Annotated in this window: 17 protein-coding genes; 7 read left to right on the top strand and 10 right to left on the bottom strand. The window is 66.2% G+C overall.

All coding sequences use genetic code 11. From position 1 onward, the window contains the following. Positions 1-102 precede the first annotated feature (102 nt). The 8 genes from ACN6NG_RS18715 to ACN6NG_RS18680 all read right to left on the bottom strand — a co-directional run bounded on the left by ACN6NG_RS18715 (position 103) and on the right by ACN6NG_RS18680 (position 13,906). Complete coding sequence (locus ACN6NG_RS18715) at positions 103-2,550, bottom strand: TonB-dependent receptor plug domain-containing protein (RefSeq protein WP_474315460.1); 2,448 nt, start codon at positions 2,548-2,550, stop codon at positions 103-105. 139 nt (positions 2,551-2,689) lie between these two features. Then, on the bottom strand, positions 2,690-4,933 hold the full coding sequence (locus ACN6NG_RS18710; RefSeq protein ID WP_474315458.1) for a TonB-dependent receptor: 2,244 nt from the start codon (positions 4,931-4,933) through the stop codon (positions 2,690-2,692). A 297-nt stretch (positions 4,934-5,230) separates the two neighbouring features. Beyond that, positions 5,231-6,289 (bottom strand): ABC transporter substrate-binding protein, encoded by a 1,059-nt coding sequence (locus ACN6NG_RS18705; RefSeq protein ID WP_016486035.1) that lies wholly within the window; start codon positions 6,287-6,289, stop codon positions 5,231-5,233. Beyond that, positions 6,286-7,350: an ABC transporter substrate-binding protein gene (locus tag ACN6NG_RS18700; protein WP_197898669.1), complete on the bottom strand. Its 1,065-nt coding sequence runs from the start codon at positions 7,348-7,350 to the stop codon at positions 6,286-6,288. Before ACN6NG_RS18700 ends, ACN6NG_RS18705 begins: the two co-directional genes overlap by 4 nt. Positions 7,351-7,368: 18 nt before the next feature. Then, positions 7,369-8,520 carry an LLM class flavin-dependent oxidoreductase gene (locus ACN6NG_RS18695; RefSeq protein WP_353455136.1) on the bottom strand — a complete coding sequence of 384 codons (1,152 nt, stop codon included), beginning with the start codon at positions 8,518-8,520 and terminating at the stop codon, positions 7,369-7,371. Between the two features lie 452 nt (positions 8,521-8,972). Beyond that, a complete protein-coding gene (locus ACN6NG_RS18690; RefSeq protein ID WP_279923691.1) occupies positions 8,973-10,814 on the bottom strand; it encodes an ABC transporter ATP-binding protein in 1,842 nt (613 codons plus the stop codon). Further along, positions 10,807-12,582 carry an ABC transporter ATP-binding protein gene (locus tag ACN6NG_RS18685; RefSeq protein ID WP_474315454.1) on the bottom strand — a complete coding sequence of 592 codons (1,776 nt, stop codon included), beginning with the start codon at positions 12,580-12,582 and terminating at the stop codon, positions 10,807-10,809. The genes ACN6NG_RS18690 and ACN6NG_RS18685 overlap by 8 nt, the downstream gene beginning before the upstream one ends. 91 nt (positions 12,583-12,673) lie before the next feature. Further along, positions 12,674-13,906, bottom strand: a complete 1,233-nt coding sequence (locus ACN6NG_RS18680; protein ID WP_474315451.1) for an acyl-CoA dehydrogenase family protein — start codon at positions 13,904-13,906, stop codon at positions 12,674-12,676. Positions 13,907-14,220: 314 nt separating this feature from the next. On the opposite strand from ACN6NG_RS18680, the gene ACN6NG_RS18675 reads away from it, so the two are divergent. From ACN6NG_RS18675 to ACN6NG_RS18645, 7 genes are all read left to right on the top strand, one after another. After that, positions 14,221-15,282 (top strand): ABC transporter substrate-binding protein, encoded by a 1,062-nt coding sequence (locus ACN6NG_RS18675; RefSeq protein ID WP_474315449.1) that lies wholly within the window; start codon positions 14,221-14,223, stop codon positions 15,280-15,282. 18 nt (positions 15,283-15,300) lie between these two features. Beyond that, positions 15,301-16,032, top strand: coding sequence for a class II aldolase/adducin family protein (locus tag ACN6NG_RS18670; protein ID WP_474315446.1), 732 nt, complete (start codon positions 15,301-15,303; stop codon positions 16,030-16,032). A 163-nt stretch (positions 16,033-16,195) separates the two neighbouring features. Continuing rightward, positions 16,196-17,383 carry an LLM class flavin-dependent oxidoreductase gene (locus ACN6NG_RS18665; RefSeq protein WP_063422876.1) on the top strand — a complete coding sequence of 396 codons (1,188 nt, stop codon included), beginning with the start codon at positions 16,196-16,198 and terminating at the stop codon, positions 17,381-17,383. A gap of 10 nt (positions 17,384-17,393) precedes the next feature. Continuing rightward, a complete protein-coding gene (locus ACN6NG_RS18660) occupies positions 17,394-18,968 on the top strand; it encodes an ABC transporter substrate-binding protein (RefSeq protein WP_258656482.1) in 1,575 nt (524 codons plus the stop codon). After that, on the top strand, positions 18,961-20,037 hold the full coding sequence (locus ACN6NG_RS18655; protein WP_258656483.1) for an ABC transporter permease: 1,077 nt from the start codon (positions 18,961-18,963) through the stop codon (positions 20,035-20,037). The genes ACN6NG_RS18660 and ACN6NG_RS18655 overlap by 8 nt, the downstream gene beginning before the upstream one ends. After that, on the top strand, positions 20,030-20,857 hold the full coding sequence (locus ACN6NG_RS18650; protein WP_132839754.1) for an ABC transporter permease: 828 nt from the start codon (positions 20,030-20,032) through the stop codon (positions 20,855-20,857). Before ACN6NG_RS18655 ends, ACN6NG_RS18650 begins: the two co-directional genes overlap by 8 nt. Further along, positions 20,854-22,638: a dipeptide ABC transporter ATP-binding protein gene (locus tag ACN6NG_RS18645; protein WP_474315440.1), complete on the top strand. Its 1,785-nt coding sequence runs from the start codon at positions 20,854-20,856 to the stop codon at positions 22,636-22,638. Before ACN6NG_RS18650 ends, ACN6NG_RS18645 begins: the two co-directional genes overlap by 4 nt. Positions 22,639-22,961: 323 nt before the next feature. Here ACN6NG_RS18645 and ACN6NG_RS18640 read toward each other — a convergent pair whose 3' ends face one another. Both ACN6NG_RS18640 and ACN6NG_RS18635 read right to left on the bottom strand, forming a co-directional pair. Beyond that, a complete protein-coding gene (locus tag ACN6NG_RS18640) occupies positions 22,962-24,050 on the bottom strand; it encodes an LLM class flavin-dependent oxidoreductase (RefSeq protein WP_353455143.1) in 1,089 nt (362 codons plus the stop codon). Positions 24,051-24,077: 27 nt separating this feature from the next. Beyond that, positions 24,078-26,498, bottom strand: a 2,421-nt coding sequence (locus ACN6NG_RS18635) for a TonB-dependent receptor plug domain-containing protein (protein ID WP_474315439.1), incomplete at its 5' end; no start/stop codon positions are given.

The following is a 26,498-nucleotide window of genomic DNA, read 5'->3' as shown; positions in this document are numbered from 1 at the left end:
TTCCAGCGGCGAAGCTGAAACTGTGGGGCCGCTTCGCAGCCCATCGCGACGCAAGGCCGCTCCTACACGGGCCGTGAATGCCGGACAAAGTGCGCTTTCAGCTTAGAAGTCGTAACTCACACTGGTGTAGTAGAACGCCCCCTGCGCGCCTTCCGGGCTGGTGATGGAGTACTTGGGCACGCCGTACAGCTGCGCACCCTTCGCTTTGTCCGGGTGGCTGTCGAACAGGTTGATCGCGCCCGCCGACAAGGTCAGGCCCAGGTCGAAGCGGTACGACACGTCCAGGTCGGTCACCCACTGCGGGCTGAAGGTCTGGTCCAGCGTGGGGTTGGCAGCGTTGCGGTTCTTCCATTCACCGTAACGGCGCTGGGCGACGGTGACGCTCCAGCCGTCATACAGCCAGTTGGCACTGAGGGTCAGCTTGTCTTCGGGGGTGCCATCCTCGATCAGCCCCTGGGTGTTGCGGCCGATGATCTGGTTGCCGGGGATGCCGCCCACATCATCCAGCCCGGTTATACGGGTGTTGTTGCGCGCGTAGCCGCCGTTGAAGTCGACGCGGCCCCAACGGCCCACATCCAGCTGGTAATGCCCGGCCAGCTCGAAGCCGTCGGTGCGTGTGTCGGCAATGTTGGTGTAGAACGCCGCGCTCTGGATGTTGGCGTAAGGGGTACCGGCGAAGATCGGCCCCACCACCGATACAGGCAATTGGTCGGACAGGGTGATGCGGTTGTCGATGTCGATACGGTAGGCGTCGAGTGTGACCGAGGCGTTGGGCAATGGCCGCCAGACCAGGCCCACGGAGAAGTTGGTCGATTCTTCAGGTTTCAGCGCCTTGCCGCCAAGCAGGGCCGCTTCCGGGCTGTCGGCACGCAGGGTGCGCTGCTGCACCTCGACCCAGTTGCCACTGCCCGGCGGCTGTTCCACCACCTGCACACTGAACGACGACAGCCCGCTCTGCACCAGCGAAGGCGCACGGTAGCCGGTACTGGCGCTGGCGCGCGCGGCAATCTGCGGGGTGAAGTCGTAGCGCAGCGACAGCTTGCCGTTGGTGGTATCGCCAAAGTCTGAATAATGCTCGCTGCGCACCGCCACGCCCGCCTGGAATTTTTCGGTCAGCTGGGCTTCGACATCGAAGTAGGCACCGATCACGCGGCGGTCCAGCGACACGGCGTCGACCTGGGTGATGCCCGAGTAGTAACCGGGTATGCGCCTGCCGGTGATAGGGTCGATGGTGTTGAACAGCGGCCCGTTTGACCAGCCGGCGGCGTCGCCTTGGCTGAGGTCGTCGTTTTCCTGGCGCCAGGCCAGCCCGGCGGAAACGGTCAGCGGCTTGAACAGCCAGTCGTTGGCAAAGTCGCGGGTCCAGTCCAGGGTCAGGTTGGTCTGGTCGGCTTCGCGGCGGCCGGTGTAGATGGTCGACGGGCTGGCGCTGCCCCAGCTGGGGTTGATGGCGTCGCGGTCGGTGGAATCGACACGGTTATTGCCGTAGTTCAGCGCCAGGTCGAACTTGCCCAGGGCCTGATCCTCGAAGCGCAGGCCACCGGTGACGGCAAAGTCTTCCAGGCCGTAGCGGGTGACCGGCAGGCGGCCGTCCGGGTAGCGCGCCAGGGCTACGCTGCCGTAGTTGTTGCGCAATGTGGTGGACGGGTCGAAGAAGTTCTCGGCATCCGTGTTCTTGTGCGCATAGGTGGCGAAACCATAGGCGCTCAGCCCCTCGCTCAAACCCATTTCGGCGTTGGCGGTGAAGTTGTACTGGTCCGAGACATTGCCCGAACCCCAGCGCCAGTTGCGGTAGCGGTTGTTCTGCTCGCGCGCGGTGTCGATGCTGGTGGAGCCGGGGTAGAAGATGCGGTTGTCGTCGCGGGTGTCGCTGGCGGGGTCCTGGCTGCCGGCGTCGAAGGCCAGGGTCAGGAAGCCGTCGTTGGGCAAGGCAAAGCCCTTCCAGCCGCTGAGCTTGCGCTGCAGGCCGTCGCCTTTCTTGTAGCCGCCGAAGCGGTAGCCGGCGTTCCCACCCTCGTCACGCTCCTTGAGCACGATGTTGATCACCCCGGCAATGGCGTCCGAGCCGTACTGGGCGGCCGCGCCGTCGCGCAGGATTTCCACCCGTTCGATGGCCGACAGCGGGATCAGGCTAAGGTCCACGGCTGCCGCGCCACGGGCGTTGACCAGGCCCTGGCGGGTGACGTTGGCACTGGTGTGGCGGCGCTTGCCGTTGACCAGCACCAGCACCTGGTCCGAAGCCAGGCCGCGCAGCGAGGCGCCCTGTGCGATGGAACCGGCAAAGGCGCCCTGGGGCGACTGCGGGAAGCTGAACGAGGGCGAAAGCGCGGTGAGTGCTGCGGACAGGTCGCTGGCGCCGGTTTCCTGGAGTTTTTCACCGCTCAGCACATCGACCGGGGCGGCGCTTTGCAGGGCGGTGACGTCGCTGCGGTGGGTGCCGACCACGACCACGGTGTCGAGGCGGTCGGCGGGTTCGGCAGCGAATGCGGGCGCGGCGAGGCCGGCGATGGCCAAAGCGATGGCGCTGGCCAAGGGAGTGTGGTGGGGCATGGGGTGTTCCTGCTGAATGATGTATTGGCAGTGCTGGCCCTATCGCCGGCAAGCCAGCTCCCACAGCTCCCCACAAGTTTCAGGCCCTGTGTTGTACCTGTGGGAGCTGGCTTGCCGGCGATAGGCCCGAAAGGGCAACCTAGAACCGGCTGGTAACGCTGAGCCCGACGGTGCGCGGGTCGCCGTAGGTGATCACGTACTGCCCGGCGGTACCGTTGGGCCGGCCGTGCACCTGGTAGCGGCGGTCGGTGAGGTTGTTGACGAAACCGGTCACGCTCAGCTTGTCGTCGTGGCTGAACCAGCTCAGGCGGGCGTTGGCCAACGTGTAGTGCGGCTGGCTGAGGGTTTCGTCGGCACTGCTCTGGCGGTCGGCCAGGAAGCACTCCTTGTCACGGAAGCTCACATCGCCCCCTGCCACCAGCTTGCCGCCCACTTCCAAAGGAATGGTGTAGTCGGCTCCAAGCGACACCACGTTGCGCGGCGAACGCACGAAGCTGTTGCCGCTGTAATCGCCGGTTACCGCGCCAGTGGTGGGGTTGGTGTTCTTGAAGTCGGTGTATTCGGTGTCAAGGAACGACACCGCCGCGCGCAGGTGCAGGCGCTCGGTCGGCTGGCCTTCGATCTCCAGCTCCGCACCCTTGACCTTGCCCTTGGCGCCGTTGGTCAGTGCGGTGGTGAGCACGCCGTTGTTCACCGTCAGCAGGTTCACCTGGATGTCGGAGTAGTCGTAGTAGAAGAGGTTGGCGTTGACGGTCAGGCGGCGGTCGAACCACTCCGACTTCAGCCCCAGCTCGTAGGCATCCAGCTCTTCCGGGTCGACCGTGGTCAGCTGCGCCAGGCTGGTCGACAGCCCGGTGTTGAAGCCGCCCGAGCGGAAGCCGTGGGCGTAGCGGAAGAACACCCGCAGGTTGTCGTTGATGCGGTACTCGGGCGTGAGGTCGTAGGTCCAGGCTTCCCAGGTCTTGTCTTCCTGGCGATTGCCGTTGGTGCCCACGCCACCCAGCGGGATCAGCGGGCCGTTGGCGGTGGCGCGGGTCAATTGCACCAAATCCAGGTCGATGTCCTTTTTCTCCTGGGTCCAGCGCAGGCCGCCGGTGACGCTGAAATCATCGGTGAAGTCGTAGGTCAGGTTGCCGAACAGCGCGTAGCTGTCGGTGCGGTGATCGAAGCCCATGTCGCGGAACGCCGTGGTGCCCACCTGGTTCGAGCCGGTACCGTTGGGCGTCGGCCCAGGGGTTACTACCCGCTGTGCCGAGCTGTCGAGGTCTTCGTGGAAGTAGTGCGCACCCAGCAGCCAGTGCAGCGGGCGGTCTTCCGGCGAGGCCAGGCGAAACTCTTGCGACCATTGGCGGTAGCTGTTGTCGGTGATCGACGCGCCGTTGACCTCGTAGGGGGTGTAGTCGGCGTCGCTGGTGGAGCGGTTGCGGATGTAGTCGTAGGCGCTGATCGAGGTCAGCGTGTAGTCGCCCAGGTAGTAGTTGAACGTCAGCGAGGCGCCGTCGTGGTCCAGGCGGTAGTCTTCGTTGACGTTCAGCGAGATGTCGCGGCCATGCGGGCGTTCGTAGCCGACGTTGTAGTAGCGGCCCACGGGCAGCGAACCATTGCTGCCGTCGCCCTTGAACTGGCGGCTGTGCACCTTGAGCAGGGCGTCCAGGTCGGGGTTGAGCTGGGCCAGGAACTGCAGGCGGATGGCTTTCTTGTTCACATCGCCATAGGTGTTGCCGTCGAAGTCGTTGTTCTGGAAGCCGTCACGCTCCTCGGAATACAGCGCCACTCGCCCGGCCAGCTTTTCGTCCACCAGCGCGCCGCCGATGGCGCCGGTGACGATGCGTTCGTTCTTGCTGCCAAAGCCGACGGTGCCATAACCGTCGGTGTCGAAGGTGGGCTTCTTCGAGATCACGTTCACTGCACCGGCAGTGGTGTTCTTGCCATACAGGGTGCCCTGTGGCCCACGCAGTATTTCGATGCGCTCCAGGTCGAACAGCGGCCCGCCGCCGGCAATGGGGGCGTTGAGGTAGACGTCATCGGCGTAGATGCCCACCGGGAAGACCGTAGCCGCGCCGGTGTCGCCGGTGCCCAGGCCGCGGATATACCAACGCGGGCGGCCGTCGCCGTCGGGGTTCTTGGCCGAGGCGTTGGGCACGAAGGTGGTGATGTCGCCCATCGAGCGCACGCCATCGGCGGTGATGCTGGTGCCTTTGATGGCCGATACGGCTACCGGTACTTCCTGCAAGGTCTGTTCGCGGTGTTGGGCGGTGACGGTGACGGTTTCCAGGGCCGGTTCGTTTTTAGTGTCTTCGTTGGCGGCGATGGCCTGGCTGCCGGTACCGGCCAGCAGCAGCGCGAGGCTGATCTGGCGGGCGAGTGGATTGAGCTGGTGCATGGTGGATCTCCCCGTATGTAAAGCGTTGTTGGGGAGAGCTAGAGCAGGGACTGTGCCATGTTGTTAAGTCATTGAAATTTAGAGATTTTATTTGGGTTTTGAGAGGGTGTTGCAGATTGGGCAGCAGTGGGGTGCTGGGCGGGTGCTGCTGGGGCAGCAGTGGCGGGGCTGAGATTGTTGGGGCCGCTTTGCGGCCCTTTCGCGGCACAAGGCCGCTCCTACATTTGATCAGCGTAAGTCAGGCCCCTGTAGGAGCGGCCTTGCGTCGCGATGGGCCGCAAAGCGGCCCCAAAAATCTCAAACCGCCAACCGCGAAGTCGACCCGATCACGCTTTCAAGCACACGAAAATCAATCCACTCGCGCACATCGAAACGCCGTGGAATGAACCCCCACCTGAACAGGAACTCGGTAAAGTCCTGCAGCGCCTCGATCGAGCGGCTGTCCAGGGTAGTACGCAAGCGCCGGTGCGCATCGTCGCCATAGGCGGCCGCCACCCAGTACTCGCTGGTGTTCAGTTCGCGCGCCAGAAAGCGCCGGGTCTCTTCCGGGTTGGCCCAGGCCCATTGCTCGGTGCGTAGCACGGTGTCGACCAGCGTGCGGCTGGCATCGAAGTGGTTTTCCAGCAAGTGCCGGTCCACGGTCAGCGTGCGCGGGGTGCCGTTGTTACTGCGGATCAACGGGTCCGGGTGGCTGCCGGTGTCGACCACCACGCGCAGGCCGAACTCATGGGCCAGGTGCACCGCATGCGCACCCTTCAGGAAGATGGCGTCGATGTCGCCCCGCAGCAGGCCGATCAGCTCATTGTTGCGGCGGCTGAAGCGGCTGGTGTCCAGGCTCACTTCGGCGCCGTATAGGTGCTGCTTGGCATCGTCGCTGTAGGTGCCGCCGTAGGGGTAGTCGACCAGCTCCACATCGGCCACCGCCAGGCCTTCGAGCTTCAGGGCGTTTTCCAGCCCGCGCAGGGCCTGGGCACGGGTGAAGTCGATCTGTACGTTGGCCCACTTGGGTATGCCGAAACGGCGGTTCTTCAGGTCGCGAATGCTGCGTACGCCGCTTTCTTCGGTGGTGAGGATCAACTGCACCTCATCACTCCACGACAGCCCCAGCACGCGGGTCTCGACGCCGCTGGCGTAGGCCCAGATTGCCGGGATGTTACCGCCGTGGCGCACCGAGTTCTGCAGGTGATGGTCGTAGTGGGCTTCGCGCACCTCGCGTTCGCTGGATTCGCGCAGCGACTGGATATTGGTGCCAAACGGCGTAAAGGCCTCGGCCAGGCGCCCCGACTGCACGGCGATGCCGAGGCCGGTGGGCACGGGGCTGTGGGTGTACCAGAGCGTTTCCAGGGGCTTGGTCATGGGGTAACGGGTTTCCTGTCCATTTGGAGGGGGGCCAGCAGTTGGTCCAGTGGTTGGCGAGTAATCCAGTCGCGCACCTCGAAGCGCGCCGGGATGAAGCGCCAGCGCTTGAGAAACTCGACAAAGTCCTGCAAGGCATCGATGGCCTGCTCGTCCAGGCGCGTGCTCAGGCGCAGGTGGGCGTCAGCGCCGTAAGCCACTTGCACCCAGTACTCGCTGCTGTTGGTTTCCCGCGCCAGGTAGCGGCGGGTTTCGTCGGGGTGTTGGTGGGCCCAGCGTTCGGCGCGCAGCACCGAGCCGAGTAGGGTGCGCACCACTTGCGGGTGCTGCGCCAGCAGGTGGCTGTCTACCGCCAGGGTGCGTGGCGTGCCATTGTTGCTGCGGATCAGCGGGTCGGGGTGGCTGCCGGTGTCGATCACCGTGTGCAGGGCAAAGGCGTGGGCCAGTTGCACGGCGCTGGCGCCCTTGAGGAAGATTGCATCGACCTCGCCGCGCAGCAGGCCGGCCAGCTCCAGGTTGCGGCCTTCGCTCTGGGTGCTGGACACCGGCGTGCCGGCCACGTTGCGCACCGGGCGGTCGCTGAATGTGCCGTCGTAGCGGTAGTTGACCAGGTCCACGTCGCCCACTTGCAAGCCTGCCAGCTTGAGGGCGTTTTCCAGCCCGCGCAGGGCTTGCGCGCGGGTGAAATCGATCTGTGCGGCGGCCCAGTCGGGCAGGCCGAAGCGGCGGCCCTTGAGGTCTTTTACGGTGTGGATGCCGCTGTCTGGCCGGGTCAGGATCAACTGCGCTTCATCGGCCCACGACAGGCCGATCACGCGGGTGTCGCGACCCTGGGCGCGGGCCCAGATGGCCGGGATGCTACCGCCGTGGCGTACCGAATTGAGCAGGCTGTGGTCGAAGTGCGATTCGCGCACTGCCTGCTGGTCGGCCTCGCGCAGGGACTGTACCCGGGTGCCGAGGCCGGCCAGGTCTTCCTGCAGCCAGCCTTGCTGCACGGCAATGCCCAGGCCGGTGGGCACCGGACAGCGGGTGTACCACAAGGTATCGAGGGGTTGGCTCATGTTCAGCTCCGGTCGGGTTCAGGCACTGGCCTGCAACGGTGTGGTGGTGGCGGCCTGCTGCACCAGTGGCAACACTTCCTGGCCGATGCGCAAGGCCTCTTCCAGGTGTGGGTTGGCGGCGAGAATGAAAGTGCTGAAACCGGCATCGCGGTATTCAGCCAGGCGTTCGGCGATATTTTGATGGCTGCCCACCAGGCCCACGGTGGGGCCGGGCTTGGCCTTGGCGAAGCCGGCCCACAGGTTGCGCGCCAGGATCAGTTCGTCGAAGCCCTGCAAGCCTTGGTGATAGGCCGCCTGGCGTGCACCGCCGACAGAGTCCGAGCCGGTCACAAAGCCCTTGGCGCTGGCGCTGGCCTTGCCTTCCAGGCGCTCGAACTGCTGGCGCAGCTCGCGCCAGGCTTGTTCTTCGGTCTCGCGGGCGAACAGGTCGACACGCAGGCCGAAACGCACGGTGCGGCCCTGCTTGTCGGCCAACTCGCGCACGCGTTCGATATGCGGCTTGAGCTTATCGATGGGCTCGGCCCAATTCAGGTACACATCGGCGTGGCGCGCGGCCACGTCCAGTGCGGCATCGGAAAACCCGGAGAAGTACACGCCCGGTTTGCGTTCGTGTTGCAGGCCCGGCGGCAGGCTGCCGTTCTCCAGGCGGTAGATATCGCCTTCGTAGGAGAACTTTTCCTGTGTCCAAAGGCCCTGGATCACGTCGAGGAATTCGCCGGTGCGCTTGTAGCGCAAGTCATGCTCCAGGAAGTCGCCATTGGCCCGTTGGCTGGTCGGGTTGCCGCCGGTGATGATGTTCCAGTCCAGCCGGCCACCGCTGAGGTTCTGCAGGATTGCCGCCTGCTGGGCGGCGTAGGCGGGCAGGGTCCAGGTGGCCTGGAAGGCGATCAGGAAGCGGATGCGCCGGGTTTCGCGGGCCAGCGCGGCGGCGGCTATCCACGGCTCCGGGCCGGTGGGCAGCAACGCACCTTCGAACCCGGCCAGCTCGGCGGCCTTGGCCACTTGGGCGATGTAGTCGATGTAGGTGAAATCATCGGCCTGGCCATCGGGCAGGCGGCCGGGGGCGATGTTGCCGGGGCGGTGCGCGGGGTTGCCGCGGTTGTGGCGGTCGGTGGACAGCTGTGGGCCATCGGTGCCCAAGGGCAGGCGCCAGAAGAATTCGGTGGTCATGGGGGCTCCTGAAGGGGGAGGTTGTGCGGATGGGGACGGTGGTGCAACGGCTGTGCCATGCGTGGCGCGTGGCCTGTAGGGCGGGGGTTTGAGGAGTAGACGGGGAGAGGGCTGCTGCTGTGGCAGCAGTGCGGCAGCAATGGATGCTGGGGTAGCAGCATCGGGGCTGCCGGGTGTAGGGCGGGACTGATGGGGTGCTTGAGCGATCGAGCGCCGCCCGCGCGGCGCATCGCGAGCTGCGCTCGCTCCTGCGTTTGTTTCGGGCCATTCAATCCTGTTGCAGGCGCGCGCGACCGCCCTGTTTGTACGCCGCGATATCGAGCCATGCCCCAAGGCGTTCGCGCGCAGATCTCGCAGGAATAATTGGCCCGAAACAAACGTAGGAGCGAGCGCAGCTCGCGATGCGCCGCGCGGGCGGCGCTCGATCGTCCAGGCGCTGCAACCCCCAAGCCCTACGCCTGCGACATCACCTCCCCGGCGCTGCGCAGATACGCTTGGTACAGCGCCGCATACGCCCCACTACGACCGATCAACTCGGTATGCGGCCCTTGCTCCACCACCTTTCCGTGCCGGATCACGGCAATCCGGTCGGCATCGCGAATGGTCGCCAGGCGGTGGGCGATGATGATGGCCGTGCGCCCCTGGCACAGCCTGCGCAGCGCGCGCTGGATACGTCGCTCGGTGTGCACGTCCACTGCCGAGGTGGCTTCGTCCAGCACCAGCACCGCCGGGTCGGCCAGGTAGGCCCGCACCAGGCACACCAGCTGGCGCTGGCCATGGCTCAGGTGCGCGCCCAGCGGGCCGACTTCGGTTTCGTAGCGCTGCGGCAGGCGCTCCAGCACCTCGTCGGCACCCAGCTCACGGGCTGCGGCCACCAGTTGTGCATCGTCGGCAGATGGCGCGGCCAGGCGCAGGTTGTCGAGGATGCTGCCGCTGAACAGCACGTTGTCCTGCAGCACCACGCCCACGTTGCGCCGCAAGTCATGCTGGGCCAGCGCACGCAGGTCGATGCCGTCCAGCTTCACGGCGCCGTGCTGCACTTCGTAGAAGCGCGTCAGTAACTGCACCAGGGTGCTCTTGCCATGCCCGGAGGGGCCGACGATGGCCAGCACTTCACCGGCGCGGATGTGCAGGTCGAGCCCGTCGATCACCGGGCGCGAGCTGTTAGGGGTATAGGCAAAGCCGACCGCGTCGAAGTCCACCTGGCCGCGCGCGCGGGTCAGGGCGTGTGGCGCTGGCGGGTCGAGCACTTGTGGGCGGGTGTCGAGCAGCAGGAAAATGCGCTGGGCTGAAGCGCTGCCGGTGGCGTAGCGCTCGAACAGGTCTGACAGCTCTTGCAGCGGCCCAAGGAACAGGAACACGTAGAACAGGCTCTCGGCCACCTGGCCCACGCTGACCTTGCCCTCGGCCAGGCCATGAGCACCCACCAGCAACAGTACGGCCATGCCGGCGGTGCTGAGCAATGCGGTAAACGGGGCGAACCAGCCGGCGCGCAGGCTGCCGCGGATCAGCGCCTTGTTGAAGTCTTCCAGCAGGCGTCGGTAACGTGCCTGGTTGGTCTGCTCTTGCCCGCACTGTTGGATCAGCCGCACTCCGCTCACACTTTCCACCAGGTGTGCGGTGAAGCGGCTGCGCTGCTCGGCCACCTTGGCCCAATTGCGCTGCGAAACCCGTTTGAAGCGCCAGGTGGCCACGACCAGCAGCGGTACCGTGGCAGCCAGGCTGTAGAAGAAGCTGGGGTCGATGCGCCACAGCATTACCGCTGCCAGGCCGCAGCGCAGCAAGGCGCCGAGCAGCTCGGGCGGGCCCTGCACCAGCAAGGGCTCCAGCGCATCCACGTCCCGGTCGGCACGGGAAATGATGCGCCCGGCACGGGTCTGGTCGAAGTAGCTCACCGACAGCGCCTGCACATGGGCGAACACTTTCACCCGTAAGGCGTTGAGCACGCCGATCGCTGCGCGCCCGGCAATGAACTGCGACACCCCGGCCAGCAGAAAGCGCCCCAGCCAGCTCGCGGCCAGCCCCAGGCCCAGCCACAGCACCAGGCGCTCGTCGAGCAGCCAGTGGTCGGCGCTGGGCACCAGGCCCTTGTCCAGCAGCTCCCGCACGAACCACGGGCGCAGGAACACGGTAAATACCAGCAGCAGCTCGATGCCGATCACGGCAAGGATCTGCCCGCGAATGGGCTGCAACAGCGGCAGCAAACGGTGGAACATGCCCCGGTCCAGCGCCTGGCGGGCCAGGCGTTGTTCGATGTCGATATCGCTGGCGGGGGTGTGCTGCGCATCAGTCATGGTCGATCCCCAGCAAGTCGCGGTAATGGGCGTTGTTCGTGCACAGCTCGGCATGGCTGCCGTTGGCAGTGATGCGGCCGTTTTCCAGCATCAGCACGCGGTCGGCCAGCAGCAGGGTGGAGAGGCGACTGGTGATCAGCAGCAAGGTCGGGCCTTGGCCGCTGGCGCTGTGCAGGCGGCGGATGTTGTGCAGCACCTGGCGTTCGCCCAGGGCATCCAGGGCGCTGGTGGCGTCGTCGAGGCAGAGGATGTCCGGCGCGCCGAGCAGCGCGCGGGCCAGGCACAGGCGCTGGCGCTGGCCGCCGGACAGGGTCACGCCGCGGTCGCCCAGCGGCGTGTCGAGGCCGTGGGGCAGGCGTTCCAGCACGTCCTCAGCGGCGGCCAGGCGCATACCTTCACGCAACTGGGCGTCGCTGGCTTGCGCTGCCGCCAGGCGCAGGTTGGCCGCCAGGCTGTCGGAGAACAGAAAGCTCTCCTGGGGCAGCACTTGCACGCGGCGGCGCAGGTCGGCCAGGTCGAGGTCACGCACGTCGTGCCAACCTGCAGTATCGCTGCCGACCTGGACGCTGCCGTGCTGTACATCGGCCAAACGTGGCAGCAGGCTGGCCAGCAGGCTTTTACCCGTGCCTGTGGCGCCGACCAGCGCCACCACCTCACCGGGCAGCAGGGTCAGCGAGCAATCTTGCAGGATAGGCCGGCCAGCTTCTGCTGCACGGACTTGCACCTGGTTCAGCTTCAGCCCCAACGGCCCTTCGGGCAGGGTGGCATGGCCGCCGACGATGGCCGGGTGTTCGTCCAGCAGCTGCCAGATGCGTTCGGCACTGGCGCGGGCATCGGCGAAAGTCTGCATCACCCGGCCAATGCCTTCGATGCGGAACACCAGCGTGGTGGCCACCAGCAGCGAAGTGACCAGCTCACCGATGCCCAGCGCGCCGGCCGCCACGCGATGGGCGCCGTACACCAGGATCCACACATGCCCCAGCGCCACCACCGCCTGCGGCAGCGGAATGCGGGAACTGGCGTAGGCCAGGGCGGCGCGGGCATGGCCGGCGAACACCTCGACCTGTCGGGCGAAGCGGGCAATGCGCTGCTGTTCCAGGCCAAACGCCTTGATTACCCGCACGCCACCGATGCCTTCGGCCAGGTCCTGGCTGACCTGGTCATAGGCGGCGCCCACGGCACGGTCGAGGGTGACCAGGCGATCGGTCTGCACCACGAACAGCCATAGCCCGGCGCCGGTCAGCAGCAGTGGTACCAGCCCCAGCAGCGGGTCGTACCAACTCAGCAGGCCCACCGCGACGATCACCACCAGCGGGGTTTCGATGATCTGCCGCCAGAAAGTGATCAGCGCGTCGCGCACTTTGTCGGCATCGCGGGTGGTGCGGGTGACCAATTCGCCCATGCCGTGCTGCCAGTGATAGCCCAGATGCAAGCGCTGCACCTGGCTGAGGATGCGTTCCCGCAGGCGCGTGAGCAGGGCCTGGCTGAGCACCAGCGACAGCACGGCGGCGGCGTATTGCAGCAGGCCGCGGCCCAGGGCGATGGCCAGCAGCAGCCACAACCAGTGCCAGGCCACGCTGGCGTCCAGGCTGCCGTCGGCCAGGCGCAGCACGGCGCGGCCGGCGCTGACATCATCGACCGCATGGCCGATCAGCCACTGCTGCCAGGCAAGGCCGAGGTTGCCGGCAATGTACAAGGCAGCGACCAGAGCAAAGCGCCAAGGCATTTCGCGGTAGATGGCCAATGCCCGAAGAAGCGGGTGGTTCATGTTGATGCTCGATCAGAATGCGACGCCGCCCTTGTAGGGGCGGCCTTGTGCCGCGAATGGGGCGCGACGCGCCCCCCGGCCCCAAATGGATTCAACGGCGGGTAGCGCCCTGGCTCTCCTTGGCATTGAGCACCGCCGTGTACTCCCCCGGGTCTGCCCCGTTCAGGTAGTAGTTGCCCACGTTGTGCAGCCGCCAGCGGATCGGGTCGTGGGTGGTGTGCACCCGGGCATTGCGCCAGAAGCGGTCGAGGTTCCACTTGCTCAGCGAAGCGCTGGCCCCCAGCAACGAGAACAAGTCACTGGAAATCTTCAGTGATGCAGCATCGGAATGCGCACGGGCGGTAGCTACCGACAAGATCAGCTCATCCTGCAACGCCTTGTTCTCCGGGTCGCGCTCGTGTTCGTCGAACACCCGCGCCGCTTCGCGCAGCACCGACTCGGCGCCGCGCAGTGCCACGGCATACTCACCGATCTGGCGAATGACATGCGGCTCGTCACTGGCGAGCTCGACGCCGCTCTCCACCCAGGCCCGGGCATGCTCGCGCAGGTACTCGACAGCGGCCTGCAAGGCGCCAGCGGCGATGCCGGTGTCGATGGCGGCGTGGAGGATCTGCGGGAAGGTCAGGCCAGTGCGCTTCATCGGCCCGCTGCGGCGGGTCAGGTAGCGCTCGTCGAGCACGATGTTGTCGAAGTTCACCGTACCGCTTACCGAGTTCTGCTGGCCGAAGGCTTGCCAGTCATCGATCAGGGTCAGCCCGGGGGTATCGCGGTGCAGCAGCACGCCGACGCCGCCGTCTTCGCTGGCGGCGGTCAGCGAGATCCACTCGGCCAGGTAGGAGCCTGTGGAGTAGAACTTGCTGCCGTTGAGTACCCACTGGCCATCGGCGCGGCGCTCGACGCGGGTCTTGAGCGCGAATTTGTTCTTGCCGCCGACTTCGGCCAGGGCGTTGCCGAAGCGCTTGCCGGCGAGCACGTCGGCAATCAGCCGGTCGCGTACTTCATCGGGGTAGCCGGTAAAAATGCCGCGCAGCATCACGTTGTGAATTTGCAGCAACTGGCCGACACCGCCGTCGGCAGTGGAGACCAGGCGCACGGTTTCGACCACGGTCTGCACCGAGGCACCGAGGCCGCCGAACTGGGCGGGCACAGCGATGGCGGTCAGGCCGCTGCTGGACAACAGCTCGGCCTGGCGGTGGGGGAGCTGGCCGTTGTTGCGCGGGTCGGCGGCCAGTTCGGCGATTTGCGCGGCGACCTGGCGGGCGGTTTCGATGGCTTCCGTTTCGCTGGTGAGGCGGCGGGCAGGGGAAGGTTCTATGGCACTCATGGAGGGGTCTCGAATTGTCTGAAGGGCCAGTGCGCCTGTTTCGCGGGCTTGCCCGCTCCCACAGAGGCTGCGGTCCCAACCTCCTGAGCAATATCTTTGCCACCCCTCCTCAGACCGCATCCTGCGCGGCTTCCACAGCATTTTGCTGCCTCAGCAGCAGTCATGTTGCTGATCTGGCAGCACCCCGCCCGCAATCCTGCTCCCAGCCAAGCACCCAACCACCTGGCGAAACAACCAATCCCAGGTAAATCAAGGCCTCCAGCGGTTGGCACGCACACTGCAATGGTGCTTGCACGACGCCCAAGGAGCCCCCCATGACCTTCGCAACCCCCACAGCAAAACGTTTGGCAGGCGACCCCTCCGCCCTGGAACGCATCTGGTTCACCCGCTGCCCGGTGCCTACCGCCTCAGGGCTGGCCTACAAGCTCGGCTGGCTGGAGCAAGAGTTCGCCGCCGATGGCTTGCCTGTCTCGACCCTGCAGGAGGCCCGTCAGCTTGGCCATCACCACTACGATCACCAACTGCCTGGGCTGTTTCGCGAAGGCGGCAACGTGCCGGCGCTGGCGGCGCGTGCGGCCGGCTCGCCCAGCCGGCTGATCGGCCTGACCTGGATCGAGGAATGGCAAACCATCCTGGTCCGCCCGGATTCCGGCATCCGCAGCGCCGCCGACCTGCACGGCAAACGCCTGGCGCTGCCGGCCTGGGGCGACAGCCGGCCGGGCAGCATTGCCCGGGCCATGAGCCTTCACGGTTACAAAGGCGCCCTGGCCTCGGCAGGCCTGCACCTGGATGACGTGCAACTGGTGGAAGTGGCCCTGCTCGACCAGGCCAGTGCCGCCACCCCGGAGCTGGGCTTGCAGCGGCTATGGTCGGGGCTGGAATACCTGGCGCGCGGTGAAGTCGATGCCGTGTACGTGAAAGGCGCGGCCGCCGCCGATGCCGCACGCCGGCTGGGCCTGGTGGTCGGCGTCGACCTCGACCTGCTGCCCGACCCACGCCACCGCATCAACAACGGCACCCCGCGGCCGATCACCGTGCATCAACGCCTGCTCGACAACCATTTCGACCTGGTGGTGCGCTTCCTTGCCCAGACCTTGCGTGCCGCTGAGTGGGCAGCCGGCAACCGCGACGCGCTCAACCGCATTCTCGAAGAAGAAACCCGTGCGGGCAGCCAGGGCGTGGCCGAGGCCTACCGCGGTGACTTCCACACCACGCTGGCGCCGGACCTGTCCGCACAGCGCCTGGCCTTCCTCGGCACACAAAAAGACTTCCTGTACCTGCACGGCTTCCTTGAAGCCGATTTCGACATCGCCGACTGGGTCGACCCGCGGCCTCTGCAAGCTGCCCATGAACTGCTGGCCCAGCGCCGCGCCTGACCTGACTGGAGATTGAACATGACCGTACTGATCAACGAACGCCCCGTCACTGCCGAACTGCAAGCCTTCATCGACCAGGTAGTGGCCGAAGCCGAAGCGGCCTTCAGCGTATTTCGCGAAACCAACACCATCACCGCCAATGGCACGGTCGGCTTCATCGAGCGAGTGCCGGGTGAAGAGCTGCTGGTGTCGGTGAACTACGGCGGGCCGTGGAACCACCGCAAGCCGCTGCAGGCCACCGTCACCGACTTTACCGGCAACGTCATCGTCGGCAAGGGCAAAGGCGGCCTTGGGCGTTATACCAAGCTGTTCCAGACCCACGCCGATGTCTCCACCGTGTCGCACGTGCACAGCCCGTACCTGGGTGCCTGGGCGCAAACCCACCGCACCTTGCCGTTCCATTACGTGCCGGTACAGCGCTACCAGCTGGCCCGCGAGCTGCCGGTATACATCGACCGGCGCCAGGCTGAGGTGGACTTCATCCTCGACAAGATCGCCGAGAACCCGTTCAACCTGGCCATTCTGGAAGCCAACGGCGGCTCCACGGTGTGGGGCAAGCAGGGGCTGCGGGCCACGGCGGAGTTCATCCTGTTGCTGGAGGAGGGGGCGCAGATCCAGTTGCTGGCCGATGCCCTGGGCGGGTCGCGGCCTTACGGGCCGGGGGTGCTGACCCAGCAGTGGAAGATGAGCGGGTTGTATGACCGTGCGACCGAACTGGGCCTGGTGCCAGGCATCGATCGACGCAACTGATGCGATCGCTGGGGGCGCTTTGCGCCCCTGTCGCGACACAAGGCCGCTCCCACAAGGGCCTGCGTACGCCGACCAATGTGGGAGCGGCCTTGCGTCGCGATAGGGCTGCGCAGCAGCCCCAGAGGCCTGCCCTCAAACACCTCATCTGAAAAGGACCCAGCCCATGGCAGTAAAAATCCTCTGGTACCTCACCACCCCCGACGGCCCCTATCCCTGGGAGCCCGAAGGCCGCTGGCACACCGATTTCGAACACCTCAAGCAACTGGCTATCGCCGCCGACCGCCTGGGCTACTACGGTTCGCTGCTCGGCTCCAGCCCCAACGAAAGCCTGGCCGTGTCGGCAGCGCTGATCGACGCCACCAAGCGCCTGCGCTTTCTGGTCGCCCAGCACCCAGGCGAGTTGTCGCCAGCGGTGTTGGCCAAATGGGCGCTCACCTTCGACCAGTTCTCCAACGGTCGCCTGCTGTTCAACGTGGTCAACGGCAATGACGCCGGCCTGGCCACATTGGGCGTGCATTACCCGCACGACGAACGCTACGACTTCAGCCTGGAATACTGGCGCGCCTTCCAAAGCTTCTACGCGGGCGAAACGGCGGGTTACGACGGCCGCTACGTCAAGCTGTCACCCCGTTCGCCCGCCGCAGCCCATCACCCGCTGGGTGGTTGGCACCCACCCAGGCAAAAGCCCGGCATCCCGCTGTGGGGCGCCGGCACGTCGGCACCGGGCGTGGCCCATTCGGTGCAACTGCTCGATGTCTACCTGAGCTTCGCCGACACCCCGCAAAAGCTCGGCGACAAGTTCCGCCGGGTGGCAGCCGAGGCGGCGAAGATCGGCCGCGAACTGACCTACGGCACCCGCCTGCAAGTGATCGTGCGCGAAACCGAGGAAGAGGCCTGGGCCCATGCAGAGCGCCTGTTGCAGCGCACCTCGCTGGCCACCGCGCGCGCGGCCATCGAACGCCAGTTGCCTGCCGGGCAAACCTTCGACAGCTACGTCAGCGACGACCCGCGCATCCAGCGCAACCTCGACAGCATCCGCGCCGGGCGCCTGCCCACGGCCCGCGAGCTGGAGATCTACCCCAACGTCTGGTTGGGCCCCAGCCTGTTCGGCTTCAACATCCTCGGCCCTGCCGCCGGCACTTACCTGGTCGGCAGCGCCGAACAGGTCGCCGAGCGCATCCGTGAATACGAGGCCCAGGGCACGTCGGCATTCATCCTGTCGGGCTTCCCGCTGATCGATGAGGCGCACCGGGTGGCAGACCTGCTGTTCCCGCTGCTGGACCTGGACCATGGCTTCGAGGTGCCGCGCCTGGGCGCAGTCAGCAAGCCCGGCGTGGCGCAACCGGCGTAAGGAGAGGGTGATGAGCGAGCTGTTTTCGCGCCGGGTGTTTCTCGGCAACAGCCTGGCCGTTGGCGGCAGCCTGCTGCTCGGCGGCGGGCTGCTCAGTGGCTGCGACAGCGGCGCGCCGGCAGCCGCCAGTGCGGCGCTGCCGGGCACGCCGGTGCGCGGTGGGCGCTTGCGGGTGGGCATTATCGATGGCGACCAGGCCGGCAACCTTGATGCGCACAAGCCGGTGGGCGGGGGCATCATCCGTGGCTGGGCGCTGTACGCCAAGTTCTGGGAATGGAACGCCGACGTCAGCACACGCCTGGCACTGGCCGAGTTCGCCGAGCCGAATGCCGATGCCAGCGCCTGGACCATCCGCCTGAAGCCTGGGCTGGAGTTTCACCACGGTAAAAGCATCACCGCCGACGACATGCTGTTTTCCATCCTGCGCCTGACCGACCCGCAACTGGCCTCGCCCTTCGCCGGGCTGGTCGGCGCTATCGATCGGCAGGCCCTGCGCAAGCTGGACGAGCGCACTGTCGAAATACGTTTCAAGCAGGGGCAAAGCTTCTACCCGCTGGATGAAACGCTGATCAGCTTCGGCGGCATCGTGCCCACCGACTACCACCCGGTGACCAACCCGGTGGGCGCGGGGCCATACCGGCTGAAAAGCTTCATACCTGGCCAGCGCTCGCTCTACACCCGTTTTGAAAACTACTACAAGCCTAACCGCCCCTATGCGGACGAGCTGGAAATCATCGAATTCAAGGACCAGGTGTCGCGGGCCGCAGCGCTGCGTGCCGGGCAGATCGACGTGGCCAGTGGTGTGCAGGCCGAGCACAGCGCGTTGCTCAAGGCCGACCCACGGCTGCGCCTGTATGCCTCACCGAGCACCTCGTTCACCGGCTTTAATCTGAACCTGGCCAAGGCGCCGTTCCAGGACGTACGGGTACGCCAGGCATTTCGCCTGCTGGCCGACCGCCAGGAACTGGTGGCACGCGGGCTCAATGGCTTTGGACGGGTGGCCAACGACCTGTATTCGCCCCACGACCCCACCTACAACCACGCCATTGCCCAGCGCCCATACGACCTGGACCAGGCCCGCTCGCTGCTGCGCCAGGCGGGGCAGGACGATTTGCGGGTGGAACTGACCACCACGCCAGGGCCTGGCGTCAACGCCGCGCTGGTGTTTGCCCAGCAGGCCCTGAAGGCCGGGGTGCAGGTGAAGGTCAATCAAGTGGACGGCTCGGTCTTCAACGGCCCGCAACGCGAGCAATGGCAGCTGTCGCCGGGCTCGACCCCGGCGCGCGGCTTTCTTGCCTCGGCGTTGCACAACGATGCCCCGCAGGCCATCTACAACCGCAGCAACTTCCACGATCCGCGCTTTACCGAACTGTTCCAGCAGGCCCTGGCCCAACCCGACCTGGTGCGGCGCACGGCCTTGGTCCACGAAGCCCAGGCCATCCAGCACGAACGTGGCGGGTTGCTGATCTGGGGCTTTTCCGACGTGCTCGATGCGGCGTCCGCCAAGGTTGGCGGGCTTGCCCCGGAACAGACCACCTTCGCCTCCTGGCGCTTTGACGAACTCTGGTTGAACCCCAATGCCTGATCCTCGACACACGCCACGCACGCCGGCCTGGCTGGCCTGGTTCATCGGCCGCCTCGGTTACGGGCTGCTCACGGCCTGGGTGATCAGCCTGGTGGTGTTCATCGCCACCCAGGCACTGCCTTCGGACCCTGCGCGGGTGATCCTCGGCCCGGATGCGCCGCTGGAAAGCATCCTCACCCTGCAACGGCAACTGGGCCTCGACCAGCCGATTCTGGTGCAGTACCTGCGCTGGCTGGGCGCAGCGTTGCGCGGGGACCTAGGTATTTCGCTGGACTCACAGGTACCGGTGGCGCAGCTGCTGTTCGGCCGCTTGGGCCATACCTTGGCCCTGCTGATCGGGGTGTTGGCGCTGGTGGTGCCGGTGGCCCTGCTGCTGGGGGTGAGCCTGGCCCTGCGGCGTGACAGCCGGCTGGACCGCTGGGGGCTGTCGGCGCTGATTCTGCTCAAGGCCACGCCGGGCTTTTTGCTGGCCATCGGCCTGGTGCTGCTGTTTTCCATGCCGGGCATGGGCTGGCTGCCGGCGGTGTCGATCCTCGACCCGCAGTTGCCGTTGTGGCGGCAGTGGCCGTCGCTGGTGCTGCCGGTGCTGGCCCTGAGCCTGACGGCGCTGCCGTACCTCACGCGCATGGTGCGGGCCTCGATGATCGAGGCGCTGGAGTCCGAGTATGTGATCGCCGCGCGCCTGCGGGGTGTCCCCGAGCGGCGCATCGTCTGGCGGCACACGTTGCCCAATGCCCTGACCCCGGCGATCCAGGGCGTGGCACTGACCCTGCGCACACTGGTCGGCGGCGCGCTGCTGGCCGAGGTGATCTTCAGCTACCCGGGCATCGGCACTGCATTGAACGCGGCGATCCAGATGCGCGACCTGCCGATGATCCAGGGCGTGGTGCTGGTCATTACCCTGGCGGTGGTGCTGATCAACCTGCTGGCCGACCTGCTGACCGTATTGCTCACCCCCAAGCTGCGCACGGCGCGCCGGGTGCGGATGATCCGCCGTATCCGGCGCGGCATTCGGCCCTGGTGGCGACGCGCGCGCAGCACCCCTGCCCAGGAGGCGACCCATGATTGAATCCCGTTGGCTGGCCGACCCGCAGGTGCGGCGTGGCGCCGTGATCACCTTGCTGGTGGCGCTGCTGGCCGCTTTCGGCCCCTGGCTGGCACCTCATGCGCCCACGGCGATGGTCGGGCCGGTGTACGGCCCCCCGGCTGCCGGGGCACCGCTGGGGCACGATTTTCTGGGCCACGACCTGCTCTCGCGGTTGCTCAGCGGCGGCCTGTCGGTGCTGTGGATGTCGGTGGCAGCAGCCACCCTCGCATTGCTGGTTGGCGGCAGCCTGGGCCTGTTGGCCGGGTTCTCGCGCAGGCGCCTGGACCAGGCGATCAGCTGGGCGGCGGACGTATCGCTAGCGTTTCCGGACCTGATCCTGGTGCTGCTGATCGTGTCCATGCTCGGCCGTGCACCTTGGCTGATCGTGCTGACCGTGGCCATCGCCTTTACCCCGGGGGTGGTCCGTCTGGCCCGTGGCAGTGCCGTGGCGGTGGCCGGGCAAGAGTACGTCGAGGCGGCGCAGATGATGGGTTACCCGCGTTGGCGCATCCTCTTTCATGAAATCCTGCCGAACATCCTCACGCCCCTGCTGGTGCACTTCGGCAACATGCTGACTTGGGCGGTGGGGATGCTGTCCGGCTTGAGTTTTCTGGGCTATGGGGTGGCACCGCCGGCGGCCGACTGGGGTTTGATGATCAACGAAAACCAGGCCGGCCTGCTGGTGCAGCCCTGGGCCGTGCTGGCACCTGCATTGCTGATCGGGGTGTTTGCCTATGGCACCAACATACTGGCCGAAGGGATTGGCCGGGCCAGTGCAAGGATTGGGGAGAAGCAGCCATGAGCGCGCTGTTGAATGTGGCAAGTGAAGTGTTGCAGGTCAGCGACCTGCGGGTAGAGCTGGCCGGGCAGGTCGATGTGCTGGCCGAGGTGTCGTTCAGCCTTGCAGCAGGCGAAATTGTTGGCCTGGTGGGCGAATCCGGCTCGGGCAAGACCACCCTGGCCACGGCGTTGCTGCGCCATGCCCGGCAGGGTGCGCGCATTGTGGGCGGGCAAGTGGTGGTGGCCGGGCAGTCGCTGCTCGAGCTCGAAGGTGAGGCCTTGCGCCTGGCCCGTGGCGGGCTGGTCGGCTACGTGGCCCAGGACCCGGCCACGGCGCTGAACCCTGCGCTGCGCCTGGGGGCCTTGCTGCGTGAAACCCTGTTGGCGCACCAGCCTGCGCTGTCGCGTGAAGTGGTGCGCCAGCGCATCGGCCAAACCCTGCTGGATGTGGGGCTGCCCGATGACGACGCCTTCCTGCGACGGTTTGCGCATCAACTGTCTGGCGGGCAGCAACAGCGGGTGATGCTGGCGTTGGCGTTCGTCTTGCGGCCAAAGCTGATCGTACTCGACGAGCCCACCACCGCACTGGACGTTACCACCCAGGCCCATGTGCTGCAGACCCTCAAGCGCCTGTGCCGTGACCAAGGTGTGGCGGCGCTGTACGTCACCCATGACCTGGCGGTGGTGCGCGACCTGGTCGACCGGGTGATGGTGATGTACGCCGGGCGGCTGGTGGAAGTGGCCGGGCGCGAAGCGTTGTTCCGCGCACCGCTGCATCCCTACACCCGCGCCTTGCTCGCGGCCATTCCCGACATCGCCCGCCGCCAGCCGTTGCAGGCGATTGCCGGGCATGCACCGGCACCGGGGCAGCGCCCGGATGGTTGTGCGTTTGCGCCGCGTTGCAGCAGGCGTCGTGCAGAGTGTTCAGTGATCGAGCCGTCTTTGCTGGCGCATGACGGCTGGCATCGGGTGGCCTGCCTGGTGCCGCACCGAGAGCCGCTGCCCATGGGTGAGGTGGCTGCCGAGGCCGCTGCTGCGCCGGGCAAAGCGGTGTTGCTGGAGGTCTGCGGGCTGGATGTCGCTTACGATCGGCAGGTGCTGTTCGATGTTTCCCTGCGGGTGGGCCAAGGAGAGTGCCTGGCGCTGGTGGGCGAGTCGGGTTCGGGCAAGACCAGCCTGGCCAGGGCCATTGCCGGGCTGGGCGAAAACGTTCAGGGGCAACTCAGTTACGCTGGCGAGCCTTTGGCCTTTGCCGCGCGCGAACGTGATGCCCGGCTGCGTCACCAGATCCAGTATGTGTTCCAGAACCCCTATCGAGCCTTGAACCCTAGGCAGACGATCGGGCAAACGCTCAGCGCGCCTTTGGCGCACTTTTTCGGGGTACGTGGTGGGGAAGCGCGTCAGCGGGTCGAGGCCGTGCTGGAACGGGTGTCGCTGCCGGCGCGCGTGGCCGGTTTGTACCCGCATAGCTTGTCCGGTGGTGAACGCCAGCGTGTGGCGATTGCCCGGGCGTTGATCTGCGAGCCGAAGCTGCTGGTGTGTGACGAGATCACTTCCGCGCTGGATGTGTCGGTGCAGGCATCGATACTGGCCTTGCTGCAGCGATTGCAGGGGGAGGGGCTGACCTTGTTGTTCGTCACCCATGACCTTGGGGTGGTGCGGGCGATTGCCGACCGCGTGCTGGTGTTGCGCCGGGGGCGGGTGGTGGAGCAGGGTATTGCCGATCAGGTTCTGGGGCGGCCGGTTGATGCTTATACCCGCACGCTGGTGGAGCATTCGCCCAGGTTGCGTGTTGGCCTCTAGATGTATGCCTTGGGTTGTGCGGTGCCTGTGAGATCGAGCGCCGCCCGCGCGGCGCATCGCGACGCAAGGCCGCTCCCACATCTGTTTCGGGCCAATTATTCCTGTGACATGGGCGCGCGTCCCCTTGGCGCCCACCTCAATATCGAGACGGGCCAACAAGGCGGTCGCGCGCATTGGTACAGGTATAACTGGCCCGAAACAGATGTGGGAGCGGCCTTGCGTCGCGATGCGCCGCGCGGGCGGCGCTCGGTCTCACAGGCGGCAAACACCCCAAGGCATGCACCCGGCAATCCAGATGCACCCCAAAGCCATACCCCCCACCTTCACCCCACAAACCGGGCCTGGCGCCGCTGCACCTCCTCGCGCACCGCTGGAATCACCCAGCGCCCGTAATCCACCGTGTCATACAGCGGGTCATAGCCCCGGTTGAGAAAGGTGGTCACCCCAAGGTCGACATAATCGAGCAACGCCTGGGCCACGGTCTCCGGTGTGCCCACCAGCGCGGTGGTATCGCCATAGGCACCCACCGCAGTCGCCGTCGGCATCCACAACGCCCGATCATGTCGGTCGGCACGGGCGGCGGCGGCCATCAGGCGTTCGGAACCGGTGCCCTTGATGCGTTTCTGCCAAGGGCTGTCGGCCGCAAATTGCGGGTTGGCCTTGATCTGCGCGAGGATCTGCTCGGCACGCTGCCAGGCTTGCTCCTCGGTGGCGCCCAGGATCAGCCGTACCGACAGGCTGACCCTCGGCGCCGCTACGCCTGCGGCGTTGGCGGCAGCCTTGAGTTTGCCGATCTGTTCGGCGACGCCGCTCAGCGGCTCACCCCACAGGGCATACAGATCCGCATGCTTGACGGCGATCTGGTAGGCGATGTCGGACGAGCCTCCGAAGGAAATCGGGATATGCGGCGGCTGCAGCGGCTTCACCGGTGAAAAGGCACCCTTGATATTGAAGTAGCGGCCCTCGAAGTCGAACGGCTCCTCGGCCGTCCAGGTGCGACGGACTATCTCCAGGTATTCGTCGGCACGCCGGTAGCGCTCGGTCTTGTCCAGCAGGCTGTCCCCCTCCTGCGGCTCGGCGGTGATACCGGTGATCGCATGCAGGCGGATGCGCCCGCCGCCGGTGGTGTGGTCGAGGGTGGCGAATGCCCGTGCGGCCACCGTCGGCGCGGTCAGAGCCGGGCGGTGGGCAATCATGAAACCCAGGCGTTCGGTGTGCGCGGCAGCATAGGCGGCTATCTGCAGGCTGTCGGCGCTGCCCGGGCCGCTGGCGATCAGCACCCGGTCGAAACCGGCATGCTCATGGGCGCGGGCGTGGTGACGGATGAATGGCAGGTCGAAGTCTGGTGTGCGTACGCCACGGGTCTCGGACCACTGGCGGGGGAAGATCATGCCGACAAATTCAATGGACATGGCTGAGGCCTTTCAGGTTGAGGATGATCAGAACTGGTAATCGACCTGGGCCAGCAGCGTGCGGCCCGGCATCGGTTGCAGGAAGGTGTTGGTGGAGCCAGCCAGGCCACTGACGAAATTCAGCTCGTCGGTGACGTTGAGCATGCGCACCGTCACGCCCCACTGCGGCTGGCGGTAGTACACGGCAAGGTCGAGGTTGTATTCGTCCGGCACTTTCACCGTCTTGCTCAGGTTCAGGTACCAACTGCTGGTCCACCAGCCAGAAAGCTCGACGCCAAACCCTGAGTCGAAGCGGTAGTCGACATACCCGCCGGCGTTGTATTCGGGGATCTGCACCGCATCGAACTTGCCGGACGGGCGCTGGTTGAGGCTGTTGTTGTCGCCGAACACGGTGCCGTTGTCGGGGATGAAGCCGGCCGAGGCGAACCCGGCCTGGCTGGTGAACTCGTTGTAGGCGCTGATGCGGCTGAGGTTGAGGCCGCCGCGCAGGTGCAGGTCCTGGTAGCGCAGGGTCGCTTCCCAGCCTTTGACGATCAGCCGGGCAATGTTGTTGTTGCTGTCCGGCGACTGGTCGCGCGCCTGTTTGTAGGCAGCCAGGGTGAAGAACAGCTGGTCGGGCACAGCCTCCACTTTCAACCCGACCTCATGCAACACGCTCAGGCTCTCGAAGGCCAGCGGGTTGAGCTGGTTGGCCCCCGTGCCGCTGCCCCAGCCCAGGCCGTTGGTGAAGAAACCGGTATTCACCGCCAGCGAGCGGTCGAAGGTGTAATACAGCGTGCTGTTTTCCGTGGGTTTGAAATAGGGGCTGACCTGCACCGAGAATAGCCGGTAATTGTCCGAGTCCTTGCGCGGGTTGCCGCCGGGTAGCACAAAGGGGTTTTCGATACGGGCGTCGATCCAACTGCGGCTGGCACCCACGTTCAGGCCCACGCGTTCGCCCAAGCGCAGGTTGTGCTGGCTGAACAGGGTCTTGGTGGTCCAGGTGCTGTCGGCGGTGTAGGGCGCCACCGATTCGGCATACAGGCCATGCCCGGCCGTGTACATGGCGGGCAGGTTGAGCCAGCCGTAGTAGTTGGAAAATTGCGGCACGCCGGGTTGGCCGATCCAGGCAGCGTTGCCACCGGCGGGGTTGCGGCCGCTCAGGCCGAGCAGGTCGGCGGGGTTCTTCAAGGTCGGGTCAAGGGTCAGGTCATAGGCGTTGATGGTGCTGCCGAAGCTGTTGTTGGCGGCGATCGACTCATTGCGCTCGCGGCGGTAGATCAGCCCGGTGTTGCTGTCGTCGATCAGGGTCAGGTCGCCCAGCTGAAATTGGCCACGGGCGCGGAATTCGAAGCGGTTGTCGAAGATGTCGTCCTTGCCCTGTACCTGGAACGCCCCGACGGCATCGGTGGTGTCGGTGGAGTGCTGGTAGAAGGTGCTGTTGGCCAAGGTGATCGACGGGGTCAGGTCGCCTTCGACGCGCAGCTGCGTGGTAAAGCGCCGCGAACGGTTTTCGTCCTGCGCGCGCTGGCCGGTTTGTGACGATAAGGAGGTCAGGCCGTTGCCCGCCAGCGATGGGTCATAGACCCAGCCACGCAGGCTGCCGGGGTTGGCCTGGGTGTTGGGCGACGCGCCCTGGAAGCTGCCGTTGACCACCTGGTACTGGCCCTGGGCATTGCGCTCGCGCTGCACCCAGCCCAGTACCTGGGCGTCTGCTGCACCGGATGACAGCACCGGTGACCACAGGGTGTTGCCGTTCTGGATGACCGGTGTGGCGCGGCCGGCGTAGTACTTGCCGTGGTCGACCAGGTCCTGGGTGGCGCGGTTCCAGCCGTGAGTGATGTTGTAGTCGTAGTAGTCGTCGTAGGCGGCGTTCCAGTCGACCCGAAGGTTGTCGTTGCGCCAGGCGAGGGCACCGTAGAAGGCGTCGAAGTTGTTCTCGACGTTGTCGTAGAAGTCTTCCTGGCGCTGGCGGGTGATGCTCACCCGGTAAGCCAGGTTGTCCGTCAGCGGGCCGGTGTTGTCGATGCTGAACTTGGTAGCATCGCGTGATTCGCCATCGGGGATCCAGCTGCCGATTTCGCCGCTGAGCTTGGTGCGGAAACGGTTGAAGTCAGGCTTCTTGCTCAGGTAGTTGACGTAGCCGCCACTGCCGCTGACCGAACCGTAGGTCACCGACGACGGCCCGGCGACGATGTCGGCGCCTTCGTAGGCGTTGAAGTTGGCCGGGTGGCGCACCCCGTAGGCGCGCTGGCCATCCTGGAACACCTCGGTGTTCTGCCCGCGCATCTGCGGGGCAATACCGGCGTTCTGACCACCGCCGCGGGTGATGCCGGGGGCGTACTTGACCAGGTCGTCGGAGCTGCGGATCGGGTCGTTGGCCAGTTGCCCGGCGTTTATCTGGGTGACCGAGCGCGGGGTGTCCAGCACTTTGGCTTCGAGGCCGCCGTAGATCGAGGCGGGCGGGCG

The organism is Pseudomonas sp. TSO6 (genome assembly GCF_056098905.1).
This window is presented reverse-complemented; position numbering and strand designations above follow the sequence as displayed.